Annotated in this window: 17 protein-coding genes; 3 read left to right on the forward strand and 14 right to left on the reverse strand. The window is 31.5% G+C overall.

Going from position 1 to position 22,355, the window contains the following annotated elements; all coding sequences use genetic code 11:
• Positions 1–53 precede the first annotated feature (53 nt).
• Both J678_RS08505 and J678_RS08510 read right to left on the reverse strand, forming a co-directional pair.
• On the reverse strand, positions 54–1,496 hold the full coding sequence (locus J678_RS08505) for an amino acid permease (protein ID WP_004884864.1): 1,443 nt from the start codon (positions 1,494–1,496) through the stop codon (positions 54–56).
• A 305-nt stretch (positions 1,497–1,801) separates the two neighbouring features.
• Positions 1,802–2,350: a helix-turn-helix domain-containing protein gene (locus tag J678_RS08510; RefSeq protein WP_002117406.1), complete on the reverse strand. Its 549-nt coding sequence runs from the start codon at positions 2,348–2,350 to the stop codon at positions 1,802–1,804.
• A gap of 68 nt (positions 2,351–2,418) precedes the next feature.
• Between J678_RS08510 and J678_RS08515 the strand changes: the two genes are divergently transcribed.
• Positions 2,419–3,114, forward strand: a complete 696-nt coding sequence (locus J678_RS08515; RefSeq protein ID WP_031955615.1) for an AzlC family ABC transporter permease — start codon at positions 2,419–2,421, stop codon at positions 3,112–3,114.
• Positions 3,111–3,434 carry an AzlD domain-containing protein gene (locus J678_RS08520; protein WP_031955613.1) on the forward strand — a complete coding sequence of 108 codons (324 nt, stop codon included), beginning with the start codon at positions 3,111–3,113 and terminating at the stop codon, positions 3,432–3,434. The genes J678_RS08515 and J678_RS08520 overlap by 4 nt, the downstream gene beginning before the upstream one ends.
• A 127-nt stretch (positions 3,435–3,561) precedes the next feature.
• Here J678_RS08520 and J678_RS0103985 read toward each other — a convergent pair whose 3' ends face one another.
• From J678_RS0103985 to J678_RS08555, 8 genes are all read right to left on the reverse strand, one after another.
• A complete protein-coding gene (locus tag J678_RS0103985) occupies positions 3,562–3,927 on the reverse strand; it encodes a hypothetical protein (protein ID WP_031955612.1) in 366 nt (121 codons plus the stop codon).
• A 71-nt stretch (positions 3,928–3,998) separates the two neighbouring features.
• Complete coding sequence (locus J678_RS08525; protein WP_031955610.1) at positions 3,999–4,280, reverse strand: hypothetical protein; 282 nt, start codon at positions 4,278–4,280, stop codon at positions 3,999–4,001.
• 47 nt (positions 4,281–4,327) lie between these two features.
• Complete coding sequence (locus J678_RS08530) at positions 4,328–5,491, reverse strand: JmjC domain-containing protein (protein ID WP_068791448.1); 1,164 nt, start codon at positions 5,489–5,491, stop codon at positions 4,328–4,330.
• A gap of 49 nt (positions 5,492–5,540) precedes the next feature.
• Positions 5,541–7,655 carry a peptidase domain-containing ABC transporter gene (locus J678_RS08535; RefSeq protein WP_031955606.1) on the reverse strand — a complete coding sequence of 705 codons (2,115 nt, stop codon included), beginning with the start codon at positions 7,653–7,655 and terminating at the stop codon, positions 5,541–5,543.
• Position 7,656: 1 nt separating this feature from the next.
• The gene (locus J678_RS08540; RefSeq protein ID WP_228132394.1) at positions 7,657–8,832 is read right to left on the reverse strand and encodes an HlyD family secretion protein; all 1,176 of its coding nucleotides are present in this window, start codon (positions 8,830–8,832) and stop codon (positions 7,657–7,659) included.
• A 797-nt stretch (positions 8,833–9,629) separates the two neighbouring features.
• Complete coding sequence (locus J678_RS08545) at positions 9,630–10,562, reverse strand: IS5-like element ISAba13 family transposase (RefSeq protein WP_031955603.1); 933 nt, start codon at positions 10,560–10,562, stop codon at positions 9,630–9,632.
• Between the two features lie 164 nt (positions 10,563–10,726).
• Entirely contained in the window at positions 10,727–12,679 is a 1,953-nt protein-coding gene (locus J678_RS08550; RefSeq protein WP_031955602.1) for a phospholipase D-like domain-containing protein, read from the reverse strand.
• A gap of 2 nt (positions 12,680–12,681) precedes the next feature.
• Entirely contained in the window at positions 12,682–16,248 is a 3,567-nt protein-coding gene (locus tag J678_RS08555; protein WP_228130764.1) for an AAA domain-containing protein, read from the reverse strand.
• A 304-nt stretch (positions 16,249–16,552) separates the two neighbouring features.
• Here J678_RS08555 and J678_RS08560 point away from each other — a divergent pair, with 304 nt between their 5' ends.
• Positions 16,553–16,867, forward strand: coding sequence for a type II toxin-antitoxin system Phd/YefM family antitoxin (locus J678_RS08560; RefSeq protein WP_023188076.1), 315 nt, complete (start codon positions 16,553–16,555; stop codon positions 16,865–16,867).
• Between the two features lie 87 nt (positions 16,868–16,954).
• Here the strand turns inward: J678_RS08560 and J678_RS08565 are convergent, their stop codons facing one another.
• Genes J678_RS08565 through J678_RS08580 form a run of 4 tightly spaced genes read right to left on the reverse strand, consistent with a single transcriptional unit; the run spans position 16,955 to position 22,267 of the window.
• Entirely contained in the window at positions 16,955–17,374 is a 420-nt protein-coding gene (locus J678_RS08565; protein ID WP_031944190.1) for a hypothetical protein, read from the reverse strand.
• Between the two features lies 1 nt (position 17,375).
• Positions 17,376–19,499 carry an integrase gene (locus J678_RS08570; protein WP_031955598.1) on the reverse strand — a complete coding sequence of 708 codons (2,124 nt, stop codon included), beginning with the start codon at positions 19,497–19,499 and terminating at the stop codon, positions 17,376–17,378.
• Positions 19,492–21,048, reverse strand: a complete 1,557-nt coding sequence (locus J678_RS08575) for a site-specific integrase (RefSeq protein WP_031944189.1) — start codon at positions 21,046–21,048, stop codon at positions 19,492–19,494. The genes J678_RS08570 and J678_RS08575 overlap by 8 nt, the downstream gene beginning before the upstream one ends.
• Positions 21,041–22,267, reverse strand: coding sequence for a site-specific integrase (locus J678_RS08580; protein ID WP_023188070.1), 1,227 nt, complete (start codon positions 22,265–22,267; stop codon positions 21,041–21,043). Before J678_RS08580 ends, J678_RS08575 begins: the two co-directional genes overlap by 8 nt.
• Positions 22,268–22,355: the final 88 nt, after the last annotated feature.

A 22,355-nucleotide genomic window follows, 5' to 3' on the forward strand; every position in this document is an offset into this window, starting at 1 on the left:
ACTAAGCCAAATAAAAAAGAGCCTCACAGTGAGGCTCTTTTTTATTTAAAAATTTAAACTAATTTTTCTTCATGGCTATGAGTTAAATGAGTCGCTCTACGCTCTTTACCCCAACCTAGCTTTTCAGACAACAATCCAAAGAACACAATAATGCCGAATAGCGCTGTAGTGTAAATCACTTCTTTAAAATAGGTGCCTTCAATCAACATGGTAAGAATTGCACCAATAATTGCAAAGATCACCACGTAAGTTAAGTAAGGGAACATCCACATTTTAAAGTCAATTTTCACGCCTTCAGCTTCTAACTTTTTACGCATACGAAGCTGAGAATAAGCAATGGTTAAGTACACATATAGTGTTGCTGCACCTGTTGTTAGCATGAAAAAGTCATACACATCCATACTCTTAGTTGCAGTTAAAACCACGGCAATTACAGAGAAGAAGCATGACACAATCACGCCCACCCACGGACTACTTTTACTGTTTACAGAGCCAAAACTTTTCGGTGCATCACCACGTTTAGACAACGAGAATAACATTCGTGAACATGTGTAAAGCGCCGAGTTAAAGCAGCTACATACCGACGTTAACACTACAAAATTTACGATATGGCGCGCGCCCGGAATACCAAGAGCAGACAACGTAACGCTATAAGTACCCCAAGTTGAATCTTTCAAAAGTTCATTGTTGTGAGGAATTAAACATACCGCAACGAACATTGAACCAACGTAGAATAAAATAATTCGCCAAACCACAGAGTTTGAAGCTTTACGAATTTCTTTAGATGGATTTGCCGACTCTGCTGCTGCTACAGTCACAATTTCAGCGCCAATATAGGCGAACATCACCCCAAGCAAGGCGGTAATCACTGATGAACCGCCATTTGGCATAAAGCCTTGAGAAGTTAAGTTACTAATACCAGATGCAGCCGGATTGCCCCAAGGCCATAAATGCATGATCGCTAAGCTACCAATCACAAGGAAAACAACAATCGCGATAACTTTGATGAGTGCAAACCAGAACTCGAATTCACCATAGTTCTTGACGTTTTGTAAATTAACAGCAACTAGTGCACCAATCACCACGGTCATATAGACCCAGATCGGTATAAACGGGAACCAGTTATTTAAAATTTTTCCTGCTACATAAGCTTCCCAGCCCATGAGCATTGCCAGCGTACACCAGTACAACCAACCAATTGAAAACCCTGCCCAACGACCAATCGCACGATCCGCATAAGTTGAAAAAGAGCCACTGTCGGGATTTAAAACGGCCATCTCGCCTAACATACGCATGATGAACCAAACGAGTAAACCACCTAAAGCATAAGTTAGAAAAACCACCGGACCGGTGTTGTAGATAATACTGCCTGAGCCAACAAAGAGAGAGCCACCAATAACCCCAGCAATCGAGATCATGGTTAAGTGGCGTGATTTAAGTCCATGTTTTAAACTTTGGGAGTGATTGGCTTCAGAACCATTTTGATGAGCTGCCATATCATTTTCCTTAATATATGGAGGATATCGGCTAGTCTCGGAAATCCTCCGAAGCCAAAAAATATCCCCTAAAAATTTAGCCGTTCTGCTCAACTCCTAAAACAGAAAATTCACTGAGCTTATCCGGCGCTTCCGTATGCATACTTCCAATGGCTTTAATTTGTCGTTTCGGCTCTCAAGAAACGAGAGCCATTTTTGTAATAAAAGAGAGAGCCAATTGCAAAATTTATACGCAAAATTGGCCCTTTTTGTATTAAGTGAGGCTAAATAGCTTTTAATTTTTATTTTAAGCAGTTTGAAATACTTTAGTTTTGTTCAGAAATTAATAACGCTTTTGTGCCTGTTTCCAAGGCTCTAAATATATGTTTTTGATCAGCTGGATAACAAATATAATCTCCGACGCCAAGCTCAACCGCTTCATCAATTAAACCCACCAAAGCTTTACCTTCAACCACGATAATATGTTCTACAGAACCGACCGGATGTGGTTCTGAAAGTCGATCTTCACCCGGTTCAACAATCAATAAATACACATCTCGGCGCGCATGAGGAGGACAGGTTGCCAACAAAATTGCTTTGTAATTGGCAATCTCAGAGCTGACAGTTGGTCCATCGCCACAGCGAATGACTTGCACTTGATTGCTCGGTTCTTCCATTAAACGTGCAAATGGAATATTGAGTGCAACACAAAGTGCCCATAAAGTTTCAATGCTAGGGTTACCTTGCCCTGCCTCTAATTGAGAAAGTGTAGATTTGGCAACCCCTGCACGGCGCGCAACCTCTGCCAATGAAAGACCTGCTCTTTGGCGTTCACGCGTTAAACCTTTGGCAATAATTTCAATTGGCTGAGACATTCACCACACCCGTTCTATAAAAAAAACGATCGTTCGTTTTGACAAAACAATCAGACTTATTCATTATAATGGAAAATCGTTCGTTATATCATGCTATGTCTACATACTCTCTGATTAAAAAACTTAGTAAAGACACTACTCGCTCGATTTTCTTTGTGTGTCTAGCAACCAGCGTGGTTGGTATGTCTTTAGGTTCACTCGCTGCAAGTTATGGCTTAGCACTCTGGATTCCACTTTGCCTGTCCGTATTTGTGCTCGCAGGAACTGCTGAATTTATCTTTATTGGATTCTTGGCGGTAGGTGGTAGTCCAATTGCGGCTGCAATTGCAGGACTACTCGTCAATTTAAGACATCTACCTTTTGGTATTGCGGTCAATGAACTAATCCGAGGCAAATTCTCTCAGTATTTTGGGTCTCACATCATGAACGATGAAAGCGTTTTGTTTGGCATGGCACAACCTGACTTCGAGACAAAAAAAGCTGCTTATTGGTTGTGTGGTATAGGCATTATGCTGACTTGGCCACTGGGTGTCACGGCTGGCTATTTTATTGGCAGTGCTATTCCAGACCCAAAAACATTTGGTTTAGATACCATTTTTCCTACCATTTTAATTGCTCTTACTTTTAATGCTTTAAAGAATAAATCGACTCGAAAAGCTGCATTTGCCGGATCAACTTTAGCACTGATGACTACACCTTTTTTGGCCTCAGGGCTTCCAATTCTGATTTCGCTTTTTGGCTTAATATGGGGTAGAAAAAAATGAGTCAACAGTTACTTATTATTGTAGGAATAGCCCTACTTGCACTTGGAACGTATGGTATTCGTTTTGCTGGCTTTCACTTAGGTGCCAAGTTTTCGTTTTCTGAAAAATACCAAGTTCTACTCTCAAATGGCGCAACCGTTTTGCTCTGTGCCATTGCGGTGACCACTACATTTTTTGAAGGCCAACATTTCGCAGGTTTCGCGCGTATATTTGGGGTGGCACTAGCACTGTTCTTGGTTTGGAAAAAAGTTCCGCTTTTATTGGTGATTTGTTTGGCCGCTGTTGGCACGGCACTTCTACGTTTGCTAGGAATTGAATAATAAAAAAGGCGAGATAAACTCGCCTTTTTGAAACTTTGATTAAAATGGATATATACAACAAAAACAAATAAATATTTAAAGTTAAGTGTTAGTGAACTCGATTATTTTAATAAATCTTAATTTCCTATTATTTCAAAAACTTGGTCTTAATAAAAAATATTAATGATCCAAGTTGCATTAAAAATAAATATAATAGTAAAGAGCGAAAAGCGCCTTTTAGATCAAAATAACCAAAAGCAACACAAATTATAATAAATATTGAAATTACTAAAAAAGATAAAAACAAAGAGTTTAAATATCTTAAACCCTTAGCATTTTTAGTATATATATATCCTAAATAGATAAAAAGTATATAAGTTAGATAAGTACCAATTTCTATTGAATTATTATTATCAAAACTAAAAACAAAGCGAAGTAAGAGAGAAAATAAACTAACTATTAGAAAAACAATAATAAATCTAGTAACACCAAAACCAAAATAATCCAAATTCATAATATAAATTCTCTATACAAAATACTTAACAACTACTCTATAAAAGAGTAGTTGCCTTATCCATTTATAAATTAACTGTAATCTGTACTACCACCACAATAATCAGTTCCTCCATTTAATGCTTCACCAATCATTGAAGTAGCACCAATTATTGCTTCAAATGCTGGAGTTTCAACAATTACGCTAGTCATCCCGCCTCTATCATAGGCATCGATATACTCTTGTGTTTTATCAGCCATTTCACCGATAGCCCATCCAACAACACCATCAGTAATAGTCCCTTTTGCAGAAGAACCAGATTCACCTGCACCGCCACCAATAGTTTCAAGTTCTTCTATATTTAAAGTTCGCATTTAAAGCCTCATTTTAGAATAAAATTATAATTTAAAAGTATAAAATATTATTCAAAGCGAATAATATCAAAACAAGCTAATTTAAAAAGCATATTTTTGATATACTTTTTGTCAAGATTTGGCATTTTTTTAAGCAATGTATAAGTAGAAATACCTGGATGATCAAGTATACATTGTAAAACTTTTCCCATTTCAGGCCTACTTTCAATTTTTAAAAAAGTACCATTAGCAATAATATCTTTTTCTAAATCCTCCACGCAATGAAATAAATTAATATATAGTGATTTTTCTTCAGGTATTTCTTCAATATTAGGATCACATAAACTATTTAAATTTAATGTATCATTAGTTCTATAGTGCTCAACAGCATGTAAGCGATGAAAATTTCTTAATAATTCCGGATCAGTTAATTTCTCATGAATAAGATTTGCATATGCAGTCAAGTCATCAATAGAATTATATGAATCTAAATGCATTCTAGCTTCAGAATAACTTGGCAAGATATTTTGAATAATCCAATGTAAATAATCGTTTCTATAAATGGCATATGTACCTACACTTAAATGAACTGTGCGCTCTCCACATGGTACTGGATCATGCCACCATCCTCTAGGAACATATAATAAATCACCTTCCTCTAAAATAACTTCCATATAAGGTTCAGTTGTTGGACATTTTACCACGTGTTCCATATCTTTACTTTGTTGGCTTGGTAAAGGATATTCAAAATTTGGCTCATGTAATATCCATTTTTTTCGCCCTACTAATTGTAAAACAAATACATCACGTGTATCCCAATGAGCACGGAAGGAGCTATCATCTTCATTCCCATAACTGATATATAGGCTTGATAATGCAGGTCGATTTGCTATTTCTTCAATTTGTTTATGATAATTATATATTAAAGGCTCATTATATAATTTATTAGCAATAAGAGTCGCACCACGTCTCATATAATCAACTAGTGCTGCTTTTATAAACCGATGCCGTACTTTTCCTACATCTTGAAAACTTTCAACATATTTATTTTTTGGTAGAACTTTTCCTTCAAAATTAAGTTTAAAGTCATCTTGAATAATATCTGCGCGCAGCACTATTTCATCAATTTGTCGATCTGTTATTTGAGAGACAAAAGATTTTCTAACAAGAAATGGTTTTTTACTTTGGAATTCATTCCGAAATTTATTAAGTGAGATATCAAGTTTAATCATAAAAATAATTCTTAAAAGTATAAAGTTTCAAAGCTTAAAATTTGAGAGATCATTTGATCTTATCAAAGCATATTTTTCCCTCCTTAAGTGAAATTATACGATCAGCAGACATAATTGTTTCTTTTCTATGGGCAATAATAACTCTGGTAATTTTTAACTCAGAAATCATTTGATTAATTTCTTTTTCTTTTCGTATATCTAAATGACTTGTGGCTTCATCCATAAAGAGTATTTTAGGTTTTTGATAAAGAGCACGTGCAATTAGTATTCTTTGTTTCTGCCCTCCCGACAAACTACTTCCCATATCACCCACCAAACTCCAATATCCCATAGGCATCTTAATTATTTCATTATGAATACCTGCCATTTCAGCACATCGCTCAACCCATTCAAGATTTACATTAGAATCAAAAAAACTAATATTCTCAATAATATTACCAGCAAATAAAGTATCATTTTGGTCGACACAGGCTATTAACGACCTTAAGTTTTTTGTACCTAATTGTGAAAATGGAATATTATCAAGAAAGATTTCACCCGAGGTTGGTTCTAAAGATGCATTAAGTAAATTTAAAAATGTTGTTTTTCCACATCCGCTCGGTCCTGTAAGTGCAATACTCTGACCTGCGTCAATTGTTAAATTCAGCTCTTGAATAATTTCAGCTTCGAAATCTCCATATTTAAAACTAATATTCTCTGCTTTAATCTGACCTTTAATTTCCTGTTTTACATTTGGCGTTAATTCAAAAGCTGTTACATCTTCTTGATCTGTTAAAACGATATCACTCAATCTTTCACCATGAAGACTCAACATTTTTATCTGAAAATAGCTATCAATAAGGCTTGAAAACCTAGTTGAAAACTGAGTTTTATATGCAATAAATGCTGTAAGAAAACCAATAGTAAATGTTTTATCAATTACAAGATTTGCACCAAACCATATAATTAATAAATTCTCAACTCCAAATATAAATTTATTAATTATTGAAATTACTATACTTAATTTTTGACTTGATAAGGAGTTATTTGTCTGATTAACAAACAAACTAAGCCAATTGTTAGAGCGCTCATCTTGTTTATTATATTGCTTTATTGCTCTGATTCCACGTATAGTTTCCATTAAATAACTATTTTGTGAAGCACCCAGAATAATTCCTTTTTCAGCCAAACTTCGCAAAGGTAAGTATGTGATTATTTTTAATAATAGATAAAGTACCATTGCAATTAAAGTTATTAGTGCTAATTGAGCACTAAAATAAAACATTAAGCAAAGTGTAAATATCGCTAAACAAGCATTTAAAAGTGTTATTATAAAAGTTGAAGTTAGAGTAGATTGTATAGGATCAATTGAATTAAATCGACTAATAATGTCCCCTAAATGCCTTTTAAAAAAGTATTCATTAGGAATATTAACTAAATGATTAAGTACATTTGATTTCCACTGTACATTTAATGTGGTAGAAACAAACATACCTATTAGTGTTTGTGTTGTGGTAATAATTATATTAAAAATCATTAACATAAAAAAAGCTATTGTCAGAGTTAACAATAACTGTCTATCACCTTCCGGAATAACATTATCTAGAACAAATTGCATATATAGAGGTGAAACTAAACCTAAAATCTCTAAAACAACTGCCAGTATTAATATGTAACTAAATGAAGGTAATAAACTTTTTAAATCATGTAAAAGGTGGAAAAAATTAAATATTTCTTTTTTTTCATTCTTCTCAAATTTTGAATTTGGCCATATTTCTAAAGCAATACCCGTAAAGATATCAGAAAATTCATCGATTGAATAAAACCTTTTCCCCAAAGAGGGATCAATCACTTCAATTTTTTTATTAACAGAAACTAATACAACAAAATGATCCATGTTAATATGAGTAATACAAGGAAGTCTAAGCTTAGAGAGCTCATCCATCTCTAATCTTAAAGGTCTTGAATTTAAATTTATTTGTCCAGCAATTTTAATTAAATCACTTAAACTACTACCTTTTATTGAAACGGAATATTTTTGCCTTAAAGTAAAGATTGTTTCATAATGGCCATAATAGCTTGAAATCATTGCTAAACAAGCTAAGCCACATTCACTGCTTTCCGTTTGTAGGATTACTGGGACCTTTGATCTAAATGTAAATACCAAGTTTTGAATATAAGACATTTTAAATATTACCAGTTACTGTATACAAAGGTTCAAGTATCCATTCATAAATTTTTCTTTTCTCAAGCTTTATATCTGCTTCAAGTAACATTCCTATCTTTAAGTTTACTTCTTCTCCATAAGCGGTAATAGTCTGCTTATCTAATGAGGCTTTTATAATATATACAGGTTCATTTGAAGTAATGCCTTGCATAGGTATCAGTCCTAATGAATTTAAATCTTGATAAGGAATTGGAGTTTCAGATATGCTCAATACTTTTGCTTTAGCTAATCCGAATTTTTGATATGGAAATGCAAAATATCTAATTGAAACTTCTGTGTTAGGTTTTATAAAACCTATAGCATTAGATGGAACATATAAAAAGCATACTAACTTAGTGTTTGTTGGTACTATAGACATCAGTATTTTATTGAGTTCGATCGTTTGTCCCTTCTCTATATTAATAATTGAAATTTTTCCATCAATTGGGCTCTTTAATATTTGATCACTATTCGACTGACTCTGAATTTTTTCTTGATTAATTTCAGATTCTTCTCTTTTCAATTGTGTCAAATGTTTAAGATGTTCTTGTTCTAAAAATAAGATTTCAAATTTTTTATTTCTTAAATTTTCTTTTAAACTGTCTAGTTCACTCTCAATTTGTTTAAGTTGATTCTTAAGATCCAAAGTTTGACTTTCTTTTATTTGGACTTCATCCAAACTAGCCGCATTATTTCTATGGGCTATTTTATAACGTGCGTATACATCATTAGCTACACTTAACTTATATTTTGTAGTATAAAAAAGTTGATTTGCATTACTTATTTCTTTATTTATATAATCTAGCTCCTTAATCGTATTTTGTTTTTTATTTTCATAAATTGTTTTCTCTTTAGCAATTTCTTTTGAAAACAACTCTGTTCGCTGATTAGATTCGTAATTAATTGAATCATACAAGTCTTTATTATCTTCTAAGAAAAATGAATTATTTATATGTAAAAGATTCTGTCCAACTTTTACAAAATCATTTTCTTTGACATAAATATCCTTCACAATACTAGTTCTTGTACTATATATTTTTACAAACCCATCATTCGGCATAATTTGGCCTGAAACTCTAACTTTTTTAGTAAATTCACCTGAAAAAATAAAAATGAGCAAAGCAAGTCCCATTAAACCAAAAATAAGAGCTAACATCTTAAATGTGATTGGAACTGAAACAATTACATTCCCAACGAATCTGTTTTTCCGTGAATCAAAGACTTCTTTTCGGAAAAGTCCATTATTTTTAAGCATGATAGTTAAATTTACACTAGAAACTTAGGCTGAAATTATTTTAAAGTTAACTCACTTTTATCTTAATATGAGTTTTTAAGCGGCGTAATTTATAACATTTTTCTTTTATTGTCGATATTTTTGTAAGGAATGACTAAAAAATGAAATAGTAGTTTTTCTTATTTGGCTAATAAAATCCACAAATAAGTCATATAAAGAGATTATGAAAACCATGAAGACTTATTTATGTAAACTAAAAAATAGATCCAAAATAATTATCAATAAACTTTATAATATTAATTATTAAAGTCAACTAAATATTAATAACATTTTGAATATAGCGTATTTATTACTATAGTAATAAATAGTCTTTCTATAAATACATTGTGAATATTATTAAGAATTTTCTTTATATTTCAAAACCTAGTTAAATTTATTTATTAAGTTTTATAATAATCTTCCTTATGTGTGAGTATTTTACATTCACTAGGAATTGAATAATAAAAAAGGCGAGATAAACTCGCCTTTTTTGAAACTTTGATTAAAACGGATATATACATCAAAAAATAAAAAAAGATTAAAATACAATAAGTTAAAATATTATGTTAAGTATTTTGTTAAATTACAACTTATAATTTAACAAAATTCATGTTTTTGTCTTTTAACCGGCTTTGTTGCACAAAGATTTAAAAGTTAAGACTTCTCATATCTACTCAAATTTAAGTGACAACTCGGGTATGTGGTCTGCCTAAGTCCGTAAATTTATTTAATACTGCCATACGTGCATGAATCTCATTGACTTGGCTTTGAAAATTTCTCGCACTGAGTTTATCCCCTAATAATTTGATGCAATGCATCTTGGTTTCAACCAAACTTCGCCGATGATAGCCTGACCATTTCTTCCAAATAGTTCTTCCTAAACATTTAACTGTTCGAAGCAACTCATTGCGTTCTAGCGAGCCCATCTTTTTATCTTTCCATGGCTTCGCATTTTTTCTTGGTGGAATCACTGCATGTGCTTGCCGATCCGCAATGACCTGTCGGCACTGTTTGGTATCATAAGCTCCATCGGTATAGACGGAGTCAACTCTCTCATCTTGTGGAATCTGATCGAGTAAATCACCAAGTACCTGTGAATCACTCACATTGTTGGTTGTGAGCTGAACAGCGCGTATTTGTAAGGTTTTAGCATCTATACCCATATGTAATTTACGCCATTGGCGACGATATTCAGGCTGATGTTTTTTACGCTTCCATTCACCCTCACCTAAGAATTTCAGACCTGTAGAGTCAACGATTAGATACAGTCCATCACAACTTTTTTGATAGCTAATCACAATATCAATATGCTGTTGTCGTCTACAAATTGTAGTGTAGTCTGGCGCTATCCAATTTAACCCACAAAGATGGATGAGACTTTGAACAAAGCCAGTGACCATGCGTAAAGACAATCGAAAGAGAGATTTAATCATTAGGCAGCATTGGATAGCTGCGTCGGAGTAAGTTTGATTTCGTCCTTGTTTGCCTTTTGATGGGGCATACCATTGCGTAGCAGGATCAAACCAAATGGCAATATTTCCACGATTAATGAGAGCTCGGTTATATGAAGACCAATTGATTGTGCGATAAATTTTAGGTGTCGACTTATTCATTTGAAAATTATATTGTGGAATAAGCCTTTAGAGATAGGTTTGTGCAACAAAGCCCTTTTAACCCAATACTTTCATCTACACGTGAGTCAACCTATAAGCAGATGAAAATCTGCTCCATAAACACATAAATAAATTTCTTAGCTATAATTTCATTTAAATAAATATTATTTTAATGAATCTTGAAAAGCTATTTGGAAATCTTCGGCTATATTGTCCGCCTGAATATAAATACCAATTTCATGGTAAGGATCTGCTGCATTATTAGGCGAAGCATTAGATGACAACCAATTAAGGCTAGTAATAACAATATCATCTTTATCCCAAGCTAAAACCTTAGAATGATTTTTTTTTCGAGGATTAGTCTTAGGAGTATGTAACTGGATATCAATTTTATATTCTGCCTGTTTAAGTAATTTCCTTAATTCCAACTCATCTTTATGAGTAAAGATTTCAGATTTCTCTGAAAAGAATACAGTCTTTTTAGCATTTTGATTATTTTTAATAGCCTCAAAAACTGGCTTTCTGGAAATATTGCTTAGCTTATCACTTGTGATCAGAATTAATTTTCTGGCATTTACTTTAGCTTTGTCAATTAAACTATAATGCTGATTTTTAAAAACAATTGCTAAATTAACAAACCTAGAACTACTATCAAACTCTTTATTTCTTAATAAAGTTTCTTTTGCTAAATCAGAAAAATAGTTATATAAATCGTTAGAATGAAAGTCCTTAGCACTACACAAAATACTTGATATCTTTAGAAAGTCATGCACTATTTGATTACTGTTAATTATTACAGAAGCTTCAAATCTATCGAAATTACTATAGAAAAAATTACATGAACCTATCAGAACGGTTGGCCCCCATTCAGAATGATGAGTAATTATATATTTAGAATGGGAACCTGTTTTTTTATGGTCGTTTAATTGTAGAGGTGTGATATTTTCTAAAATACATTCTTCATTAAATTTATCAAATAATTTTTCAATCTTATAAATTTCATCTAATGATTTAACTAGTCTATTCTTGACTTTTTCATCCTCATCTTCCGCCAAATCATCAGGATCTGGCTTATCTTTACCAAATAAAATTGTAATTTCTACTCCTCTTTTAAGCGCTGCCTTCAATTCTAAAGTAATCTCTGACCATTTATCTAAATTCTTATTATATAATGCACGTTCAGATATAAATGTAGAGTGAATTATTAAATATTTAGTAGAATTTCTTATTAAATTTAATAAAGATTGCCTATGATCAAGTCCACCATATATAGTTTTAATATTTTCGGCAGGAATCTTGTAAAAATTTAACAATGGCTCTTTAGAGTTCAAAATAAACTGATTTATATTTGAATCAGCACTAGAAATAATATTTTTCTCTTTATTATTTTCTAAATCTTCAAGAACTTGATCAACTAAAAAATTAAACTTATGCTTTACTGCATTTAATAACTCAACAGTTAAAACATTAGAATAATCTTCATTAAATTCAATACTTTTTTTCTTTGTATCTAAAACAGTATCTAATAAAATATATCTAGTTTCATTTAGTGAAATATTCCCATTAATAAATTCTATATCTTCAATATGTTCATCAAAATAAGCCACACACTTTTTGATCTCTTCTGTATTAGGAATATATGATTTATTAGAAATATTCATAACTTTAATTCTAACACCATCTTTCATTAATTCTTGAATTCTTAAATAAGATTCAACCTTTAATGGATTGTTTTTAAGTAATCCATAATATCTACCACCAACAGGATCAAATACATAATCTCTAGTTCTAAAATAAGATTCAGAAAACTGAGGAATACTATCAAATTCAGAAATATATTGACCTAACGCAGTAATCGAAAACACATACGTATTTTCAACAGGTAAAATTTCAACCCAATTATTTGAGACAAAAGGAAGAACAATTTGAATCACTATTTGGCGTTTTAGATTAGAATAGTTTTCTAATTTTTCCATTGATATTGGTAATTCAACAATTTTTCTTAAAAATAATAAATCTAATACCGACCATTCAGATTTCCTTGTAATAGTAAATTTGTTCTTCCCATAAAAAAAAGGAACAGCTATTTTTAAATCATAATATCTTTTAGTTCCCATTATTAATTCCCTTTATTACTTAAAAAATCTTCCATGCTTACAAAATCACAATAAGCTGGACGAAAACTGTTTAATAAATTACTAAATCTTTTAATAAATTTTTTATCTTCAAGACTGGTATCAGTAGATAACTTTTCTTGTACTTCTGATTCTGTATATTCAATATTATCAGCCCAACTTTTAAATAACCCAAAAGTTCCAACAATTATTAATTTAAATTTAGCCCTACTTAACAATACATTCATCCTTCTTTGATCAAGTAAAAAGCCTAAACTTTCTCTAATAGTGGGAGCATTATTATGTCTTACCAAACTTACAATAATTATATCAGCCTCATCCCCTTGAAAAGAATCAACAGACTTACAAATTTCATCAGAATTTTTTAATTCAAAACCTTCAGGTAATATATTTTTAGGAATCCTTGCATTAATAAAATTCACTTGTTTCAAATATGGACTTAAAATTTGAATAGTTAAGTTCTTTTCTTTATATTTTTCAATATCGTTATTCTTTTTTAAAACTGAAAAAATTACCTTTATTATATTTACCTCTTGCAAATTTATATAATCTTTATCAAATTGTCCCTCTAATTTTTGATGATCATTTTTATATGGTACATCTAACCAGACAACACCTTTAGTACTATTGGATAGATCGAACTCACTTGAATATTCAAAATAAAAAGGAGTAGGTTCCAAAAATTTAGATTGGACCTCATGATATGTACTTAATTCAGAATTATAAATAGTTTTTGAAACAATATTTGCAATATCAGGGTGCATTCTATGCTGCATACTTATTCTTTTACCAAAGCTGGGTTGATTTCTATTATTTAATTCTTCAGCTTTTATTGAAAGAAACTTGAATAAGCTAAAATAGTCTCTAGAATTTTTTTGAAGCTTTAATTTTAAATCTCCAATCACATCTTGATCTTGATTAATATCACCTAATATCTGATTAAATAAAGGAAATTTAAATTCACCATTTCTAATTTCATCAACAACGTTTCTAATATTTGAAGTATCAGAATTCAAAATTTTATTTATGGATCTTTCTAAGAAGGGAGGAAGTTGCATATGATCACCAATTAATATTCTTCTATGTGATAGCATTAGTGGACTAATAATTTCTAATCCAGATGACTTGCCTGCTTCTTCAAGAATAGTAAAATCGAACTGTAGGTTATTATCTAATAGATTTTCAACGATTTTAGAATTTGAAGTAGTAAATAAAATATTAGCAGACTTTAAAATTTGTTCAAAAAAGCTTCCCCAATCACCACTTTCATTTATAAAATTATTTAATTTTTCATTAATTTCATCAGAGTATTTTTCTATACCATGCTTAAACATTTGACTATTCTTAAAATCATTAATATAAGGTTTAGTTACACGCTGTCTAATTTTAAGATCCTCATCCTCCTGATTGACTTTTTTATTATTAAAAGCATCAATTATAATTAATTCCTTTTCAAATTTAAGTTTACTAACTTCATTATATAGAACACTAACTGTTGAATGACTTTGGGCAGTTAATAATATTTTACTATATGCTTCATCTTTAAAAATTTGATTAATTAATGCAGTAACAAGATATGTTTTTCCAACCCCAGGTGGTCCTTGAACTAGAAAATTTGGTTGTGTTTCCAATATTCTTTTAAATATTTCTTTCTTTATATAGTCAAGCTCTTCAAAAGAATTATGAAACTCATGTGTATAATTGATTTTAGTAAGACTATTAATAGGATTTACAAGACTATTAACTAGAAGAGTTTGATCTATAAGTTTTACTAATGCCTTACTTTTTCTTTTAAAGTTTACTTTATCACCATGAATATCTCCAGCCATAAGAGTCATTGAACCTGACAAAATATTTTTAAGATTATAAGAATTTTTAGCCCGAAATATATAAGCCTTCGTACTATAGTCGATTTTTATAAATTCCAGCTCAATCGGTGTTGATAGATCATCTATAGTTTGATCTTTTTTATTTTTCACTAAGATCCATTTTTGAATCTTTTCATCCTTAATCAGATCTTTAAATCTATCTTGGTATGGTTTAATTTTCAGTTTCTTAGATAAGATTTTATTATTAGTATCTTCATTTAATTTTATGAGTATATCTATATAACCTGATTTACTATCTTTTATACTTTCAGATCTGACTTGAAATAAATTAGATTTATATAAACCAACCTCAACAGCATATGTAAATAATAGTCCTTGATAGAGTTCATTTAAATTATCTGAATATTTCTCTTTACTAGCGAAAAGTTCAATAATATTTATCCATGACTCTGCATTCTCAAAATTTGCTCTTCTTGAGTAGAAACCATTTCCCACTTCAACCTTTATATTTACAAAAACTTCTAGCCTATCATCTTTTACGAAATGAGGAAGTACCGGAAAAACATTTTCTATATATGCATAATCCCATGTAAAATTTTCTTCCTCATTTGCAAAGAATCTAAACTTACCTACTTGATATATTAGTTTTTTTCCAACTATTAAATAAAAATTATTGTTATTATTACATCTATAAACGATCAAGTTTTTTAAATTTAAATCATTTCTTACAAAAGTTAAAATTTCATCTTTACTTGGCTCATAATTAAACTCACTTATTATATGTTCTCTGATAATTTTATCTTTAGAATTTTCATTTTCAAATTGAAGTAATAATATATAATCTTTATTTTTTGTTATACTTTTATCTAAGGAGGACAATTCTTTAATTATTGAAGCTATAATAGTTTCAACTCTTCCTATGCTAAAAAGATTTTCATTCGACTGATTATTTATTAAAAGATTTATAAAATTTTTCTCTTTACTAATAAGGTAACTTTCCTCAACCTTATCAATACCGATATATAATAGTTTACAAATAAGATATCCTAATTCCAACCAATCCGATCTAAAACTTGCAAATGGAGAAAGCTCTTTCCCAAATAGTAATGGTTCTTGTTTTTTGAATTGATACAAACATAAGGTCCATTCAAAACCCGAAAGTTTAAAACGCTCCGAATCATTCTGCGCACTTAAATCATAAATTATACTTTCAAGAGTAATATTCCGATGAATAATATTTTGATCATGTAATATTTGTATAGCTCTTGATATTCTTAGTATATTTTTCCAGAATATTATCCTATTATGATTGGACTTTAAGCTTGTTTGATGTAACCAATGTTTATTTCTTGATATTTGCCTAATATCATGATTTATAAAGTTTACTTTACTTTTTAAATATTCAGATAAAACTCTTGAAGTATTTGCATCTTCATAGTAGATATAAAAAGCTTTATCATCATAATGTGCACTTTGTAATAATTCTAAATAATTATTAGCTTTCGGATAGTTCTGTATTTTTAAGATTTGTCTAATTTCATGAAGCCACATATCTCTTAAGGCATCACTTTTTCCATTTTTTAATTCCCATTTTTTCACCCTTTTGACTTCATCACCATCCATGTATTCTATTAGGCTTACTCTTCCCGCTTGAGTATCACTTGAATAAATTTCAAATTTATCTTCTATGTTATGCAATCCCATAATATTTTGATTATCCAAAAAAATTATAAATCTCTATGAATTTAATTCTAAGAAATTATTTTCCATCAAGCAACTTTATATGTTCATTTCAACTAATACTTTAGCGTAAAGCACTATATTTAATTTTTAAAATACTTGCATATTCCCTATATAATCCTATCACTGACTCATGTACACACTCTAATACCTATATCTATTCCAAGTCGGCCATCAAGAATTAATTTACATCCCTAATGCTTAGCGAATATTTGAAATATGGTTAAACTGTACTGCATAGCAAAAATAATATAATTTTATTACTCTATACTATAAGGTCTTAGATATGGACAAATTAACTTTTATAAACGGTGCAATTGTTTCTGCGACTGACATTCGCAAATCTTGGAGCAAAATTGTTCAATGTATCAAAGATAGCCATAAACCTGTTTTTGTTTGTACGGACAATATGCCCGAAGCTGTTGTTTTGAGCTTTGAAGAATTTCAAAACATGCAGAAAATCATTGAAGCTGCTCGGCGTGAACAGTTAGGGCAACAAATGACTTGTGATCTTTTGTATATTGCTCAGTTAACTGGTCAACCGATCAAACAGATGCTTTTAAACCCCAAAGGTGTGTTTGAAGAAGCAAAAGAGCAATAAATATGGCTACTGATGATATTTATCGTATTTTTGTAAGATTTGGTTCAGGTACCACTTGTAAGCGGTGTAATAATTTACTTTTTAAAATCAATCTGAACTTTTTTTGTTCATCGGCTCATTCAATTTAGCAATACTTAGCCCATACTTATGAGCATTGTATTGCCACACTACAAACTGTTCCAACAACATAGCGTTTTCTTTTTCCAATCTGGCATTCTTGGCTTCCAAACTCTCAATTCTAGCTTGAGCAATTTTCAAGCTTGCAGGAAGCTTTTGCTGTTTTGATTTCAATATTCTTAAAGCTGTTGGAGATTTTTTTCCTAGATCATAAGCGGTCTTAATTCTTGCAAATTTCTGTAATGTTTGACGAGTTGGTGCAGGTATAAGTTCTAGTTGCACTTCAATCGCTTTGCATAATCGTTCCCACGTTAACTTTTCATTTGGTGACCAATAATCCAGAATTTCAACAATATCTTGTACATTCTGGTCTGTTAGATGCTGTGCCATTTTAACTCCATAAATCCAACGATAAAGAGTCATGCAAAACTTGCTGCTCTTTATGCTTTTTACGTTGGGTATTCTCAATAGTAGGAAGACGCTTATGACCTGCTTTTTGATATGCCAAATCAAGATGCGTCACATCTTCAAAAGGAGGGAGGCTCAAAGGTGTACCATCAGGAATGTTTGGATCGTTCAATAGTGCAATCATCTGTTCACAACGTTTAATCGTTAATTCTCTCATCTCCAGCCAGACTGTTGCACCAGTAACATTCTTACTAACTGCCTCCTTATCCTTGACTCGTAGGATTTTTTCTTTTTTTAGTCGATCTTGAAGCCGCTTTTTCTTTTCTGCATCACCTTTGATACATACATGTTCGGTACAGTTGAGACAGTTTCTATACTTTAGGCAGGGTTCATCAATATAAGAATGTGTACAAAGCCCAAACTCAGTAGTATGCATGGACAACGTAGTTTTGGTATTTAACTCCTGTAGGGTACGAGGTATAGCAATTTGGAATGTAAACGTACTATCAGCATCTACGCTACCGACCTCATTTTTCTGCATCTCAATTAAGCCATAATTACGATCTTCAACCGTGGTATGGTCATATACTCGATTTTGCTTCATATCAGCTCGTCCCGACCATTTAGCAAGTAACAAGCTATCCATTCCATTCGTATTTGCTATGGTATTCAATAAATGTCGGAATTGATGAGTTGTCATACTATAATTACCATGTCCCCACCGCTGAAAAATAGATTTCATATTACATAATTGGCGTTTTCCTTTTAAATTTCTTCTTGTGGGCGATAAATCTTCATTTAAGTTATTAATTGTTGGAATCCATAATTCTGAAAAGATAGTTATCTTATTTGAATGAAATTGATTATGAAAAGATGCAAATAGAGCTTCTGACCACTTAATCTGAACTCCATTACCAGTTCTAAAAGGTATATAAGGAAAGCCCTGAGGCAGTCTATTACGCAGAATAATATTTAAATCATTCAGGCAGACTGCGTAATCACTAATAGGAATCTCACGAGTTATTAAAAAACTTTTGCCACTATTTTTTTCTTTACTAGTCTCATCATATAGCGACACATCAAATCCCATTGCCGACAATACTTCACTACGTTTTAATAATTGATCATCAGGCACTTTAGGACAGAACTTATGTCTCGGAAACTTATCGCTTGTCTCAAGCAAATATGCTAAATGTCTAGGCTGTTCTGATATCTTAATCAAACGTTCAATAGCCCGTTTAACCGTTGGAATCATGACACTCGGAATATATTTAATATCATACCCATAATTTTTCTGTGCATACCATCTAATACCTAATACTTTCTCAATATTCGAACCATCTTCTGCAAGCTCTAAACTGCTCTTAGAACGCCTTGGGACTTCTTCCTCGTAGATACAATTATGCTTTAAGAAAAACAGCTCTGATGCACGTTCAGGCGCAGCTAGAAGCAAACTCACAGCACTGGTGACAAAAATATCTCTATTTGACAACTCTGAATCTTTTCGTGAGAAAATATCAGCCAATGCAAAAATAGCATCTTCATCTGGAAGCTTAGATGATCTATATTCTTCTGACTCTTTATCTAGCAGAATTACCTTATCAGCAGGCTTTTTAATTGGATTTTTCCACTCTGGTAAATTCACTATTTTTAATTGGCGAATAAAATCCAAGAGAATCTTTAATTGTCTTCCCACATGATAAGCAGAACTTGCTTTATAACTTTTCTTTGCATTCTCAGCCGCTAAATCAAAATCAGCAATAACTAATTTAGATAAATCCACTTCACCATATCGATCTAAGCATATTTGTTCTATTGCCCGAATTGAAAGAATTGTATCTTGGGTTTTTAACTTGCTATTAATTCTTTGATACTTAACATACGCCTTAGCAAACTCCAGAATTGAATGATGCAACAGATTTTCTGGTAATCTATCTTTGGATGAAATACCAGTTTTGATAAAGTTTACTTCGCCTTTCCAATAATTCTCATCAAATCTAATATCTTCATTTAATTCTGATAACTGTTTAACAAAATCAATAAACCGCTTTATTTCGGAGTAAGGAGATTGGATTTTGTCAGATGGAAAATATATTAAATTATCCATGATTGAACTCCTTACAAGCATCAATAACTTGCTGAACGGCAATAATTGTTCGGTCATTCACGGCAGCGACTTCAAGACTACAACCCATCGTAATTAGATCATCTCGTTCTTTAATTAATTGCTCTAGAACTAGATGATGAGGGGCATTTGCCCAAGGCATAAACTTGCTACACAGATAACATGCGATTGGTGCATAATCGTTACAGTATTGATGTGTACCACATGAGCCGACATCACAATTCTGTTCTACACAAGAAATTCGATTAGCATCTTTAATTTGTGATTGAGCCTCAATCTCATCCTTTACAACTTTTCCCTGAAAAGCATCTGCATATTTGCGTAAGCTTTCATCCATGATGGATGAAATTTGTTGTGCAATTTCAGGAACACTTTGTACATAGCAATGGGCATTCTGGGTGTCATGATGATCTAACAGCTTTGCAATGACATTTACGCCTGCTTTCTGGCGAGCAGCATTTGTTCCAAGCGTGTAACGAAACCGATATGCATTAATGTATATTGGTTGACCAGTTTCCCTAGAGCGGATACCAAGCTTGCTTACCGCCCCTTTTAATAACTGGGTTAATTCATTGGTCGGCATATGAATGATTTCATTTGTCAAAATTTCTAAAATTTCATTTTGATTTCCCCAATCCAGATTAGTTAATTTCTCAAAATCATAGAATAGGGGTAGCTCTGCAAGCTCCTGTTCAGATAACTCTCGCTTTATCTGTTTAGTTAGTCTCTGCTTTAGAATTTGAATATGCTCAAATAAAATTTTCGCAATACTTTCACGAATTCCTACTTCACTAAAAGTAAATCGGAAGCCACTAGCGCCTCTAACTTTAGCTTTTGGGATATTAAGTATATGAACTTCTTTTTTATCACTAAAATTATACTTATCAGTCATGTATAGGTCTTTAACCTTTAATCCAGCAATTTGGATTGGTCGTCTACCAGTCGCACAGAAAATACGAATTAAAGCAGCCTCATAATAAGAAATCTTTTTTTCTGCTAAATATTCGTTGGTTCTAGTGATAATTGCTTGAAATTCAAATGGACTAAATGGGCCTTCATCTGGATCAAGGGAAAGAACTGCTGCTCCTTTTTCATTGCCACTTAATCTCCATGAATCCATTAAATCGTAAATTTCATCATCTACTGAGGAATAACCCAAATCATATAGTTTTTTCAAAAAAACTCGTAGCATTGCTACTTTGTACTCATCTTTTTTTGACGAATAAAAATTTTTATAATTTAAAAGGCCTTCAACTGAGAAATGATCTTGCTGTGTAATCTCAACATACTTTGCAATATATTTATTCATATTAGCAGTATGAAAACTTGAGGAATACTGAGCAAAATTACTTAGAGTTAATAGAACATCGTATTTCACATCTTCTTTCAAGAAGTTTACATAATTTAAGTTTAAAGTTGCATTAATATCTAAAAACCATTTGTTATCAAAAATATGAAATTCATATCCTTTGAATGAGATAAAGGTATTTTTTGATTTATCGAAACTATCGACTAGAAGTGATTTATTCATTTCCATCCTCAAATTTTTCTTGGATAATTAAACCAACTTCTATAGCTCTTTTATTTTCTGCACGTCTAGAATATCTTCTCGCACTTTGAGAATTTGGTATCCAACCCATCAGATAAGCACGATCATTTTCAACTTGAGATTCAGTAGTTCTACCTGATGACACTAGATTTTGCGATTTCTCAGAAAATTTATCATTCCAAGTATGTCTAAATGCATGTGCATGTACATTAAATAAAACGGTTCTCGAAATTTGAGAGAAAATTTTATCTAGAGCAGTGATCGAGAGTGGCTGTGCTTTGTGTGATAAGATCAAATAGTCCGTAAGTTCTGCATTCGACACGGTTGATCTATAACTTAAAATATAAGTTTCTAATTTCTTCTTTAGGTTTTGATTAACTGCAATTGACCTACTTCTAGTTTTAACCAATGGTTGATACAATCTAGAATCACTCTCATCGTGAGCATTACGTCTTATAGTAAGATATACAGTGCCATCTTGATGAGATGTTATATCTGTAATTTTTAAATTCAATAATTCACCTTTACGGCATCCAAGATATAAAAATAAATAGATAATCAGCTCATTTCTATAATTAATGTAATCTGAAACCCAAATGCGATTCTGAGTATTAGGATCAACTGCCTTTAAAATTTTATGTAATTGCTCACTATCAAAGGACTTATATTCAGACTGAGTATCCATGGACTTTTGAGGTCTACGAGATGTTAAAAAACGTTTTGTACTTGTTATTGCTGATGAATGAAAATACGTCTCTAACCATCCAATATATTCAGCAAAATTAGTTAAACGCCTATATATTAATTGTTTGGACACATAATCCTGAGTAACAACCAGTTTTGCTCTAGATCGCTCTCTGTTATTACTTTTGCGAAAATTTATAATTTTTTTATTTGAAGCCATTCCATCTAATCGACTACGACTGAAACTAGCTAAATTTGCTATAGTTTCGATTTCATTTAATTTCAAAAAATCTTTACTTTTTACCCTTTGTTCCAAGTCAATTCCTAAATTATCTAACAACTGGATAAGCAACTTAATATCTTCTAAAAGAGCTGAAATTGTATTGATTGATTGACCACGATTTCTTAAATGAATGATCGTATATAAATTTGGGTAAGTCATAGGAACACCATTGCTATCCAAAAGAACAGCAAATCGCTCACCACTACTCATTACAAATCTTTTAACAAACATCATGGTTAAATTTAACAAAAAGTCTAAGTATTAAATATAATAAATTAGAAGTAAAAAAATTTACAGAACCATTTCTAGTATCTGTAAATTT

Source organism: Acinetobacter sp. 1424608 (assembly GCF_000588255.1).
In the GTDB taxonomy this organism is placed as follows: domain Bacteria; phylum Pseudomonadota; class Gammaproteobacteria; order Pseudomonadales; family Moraxellaceae; genus Acinetobacter; species Acinetobacter nosocomialis.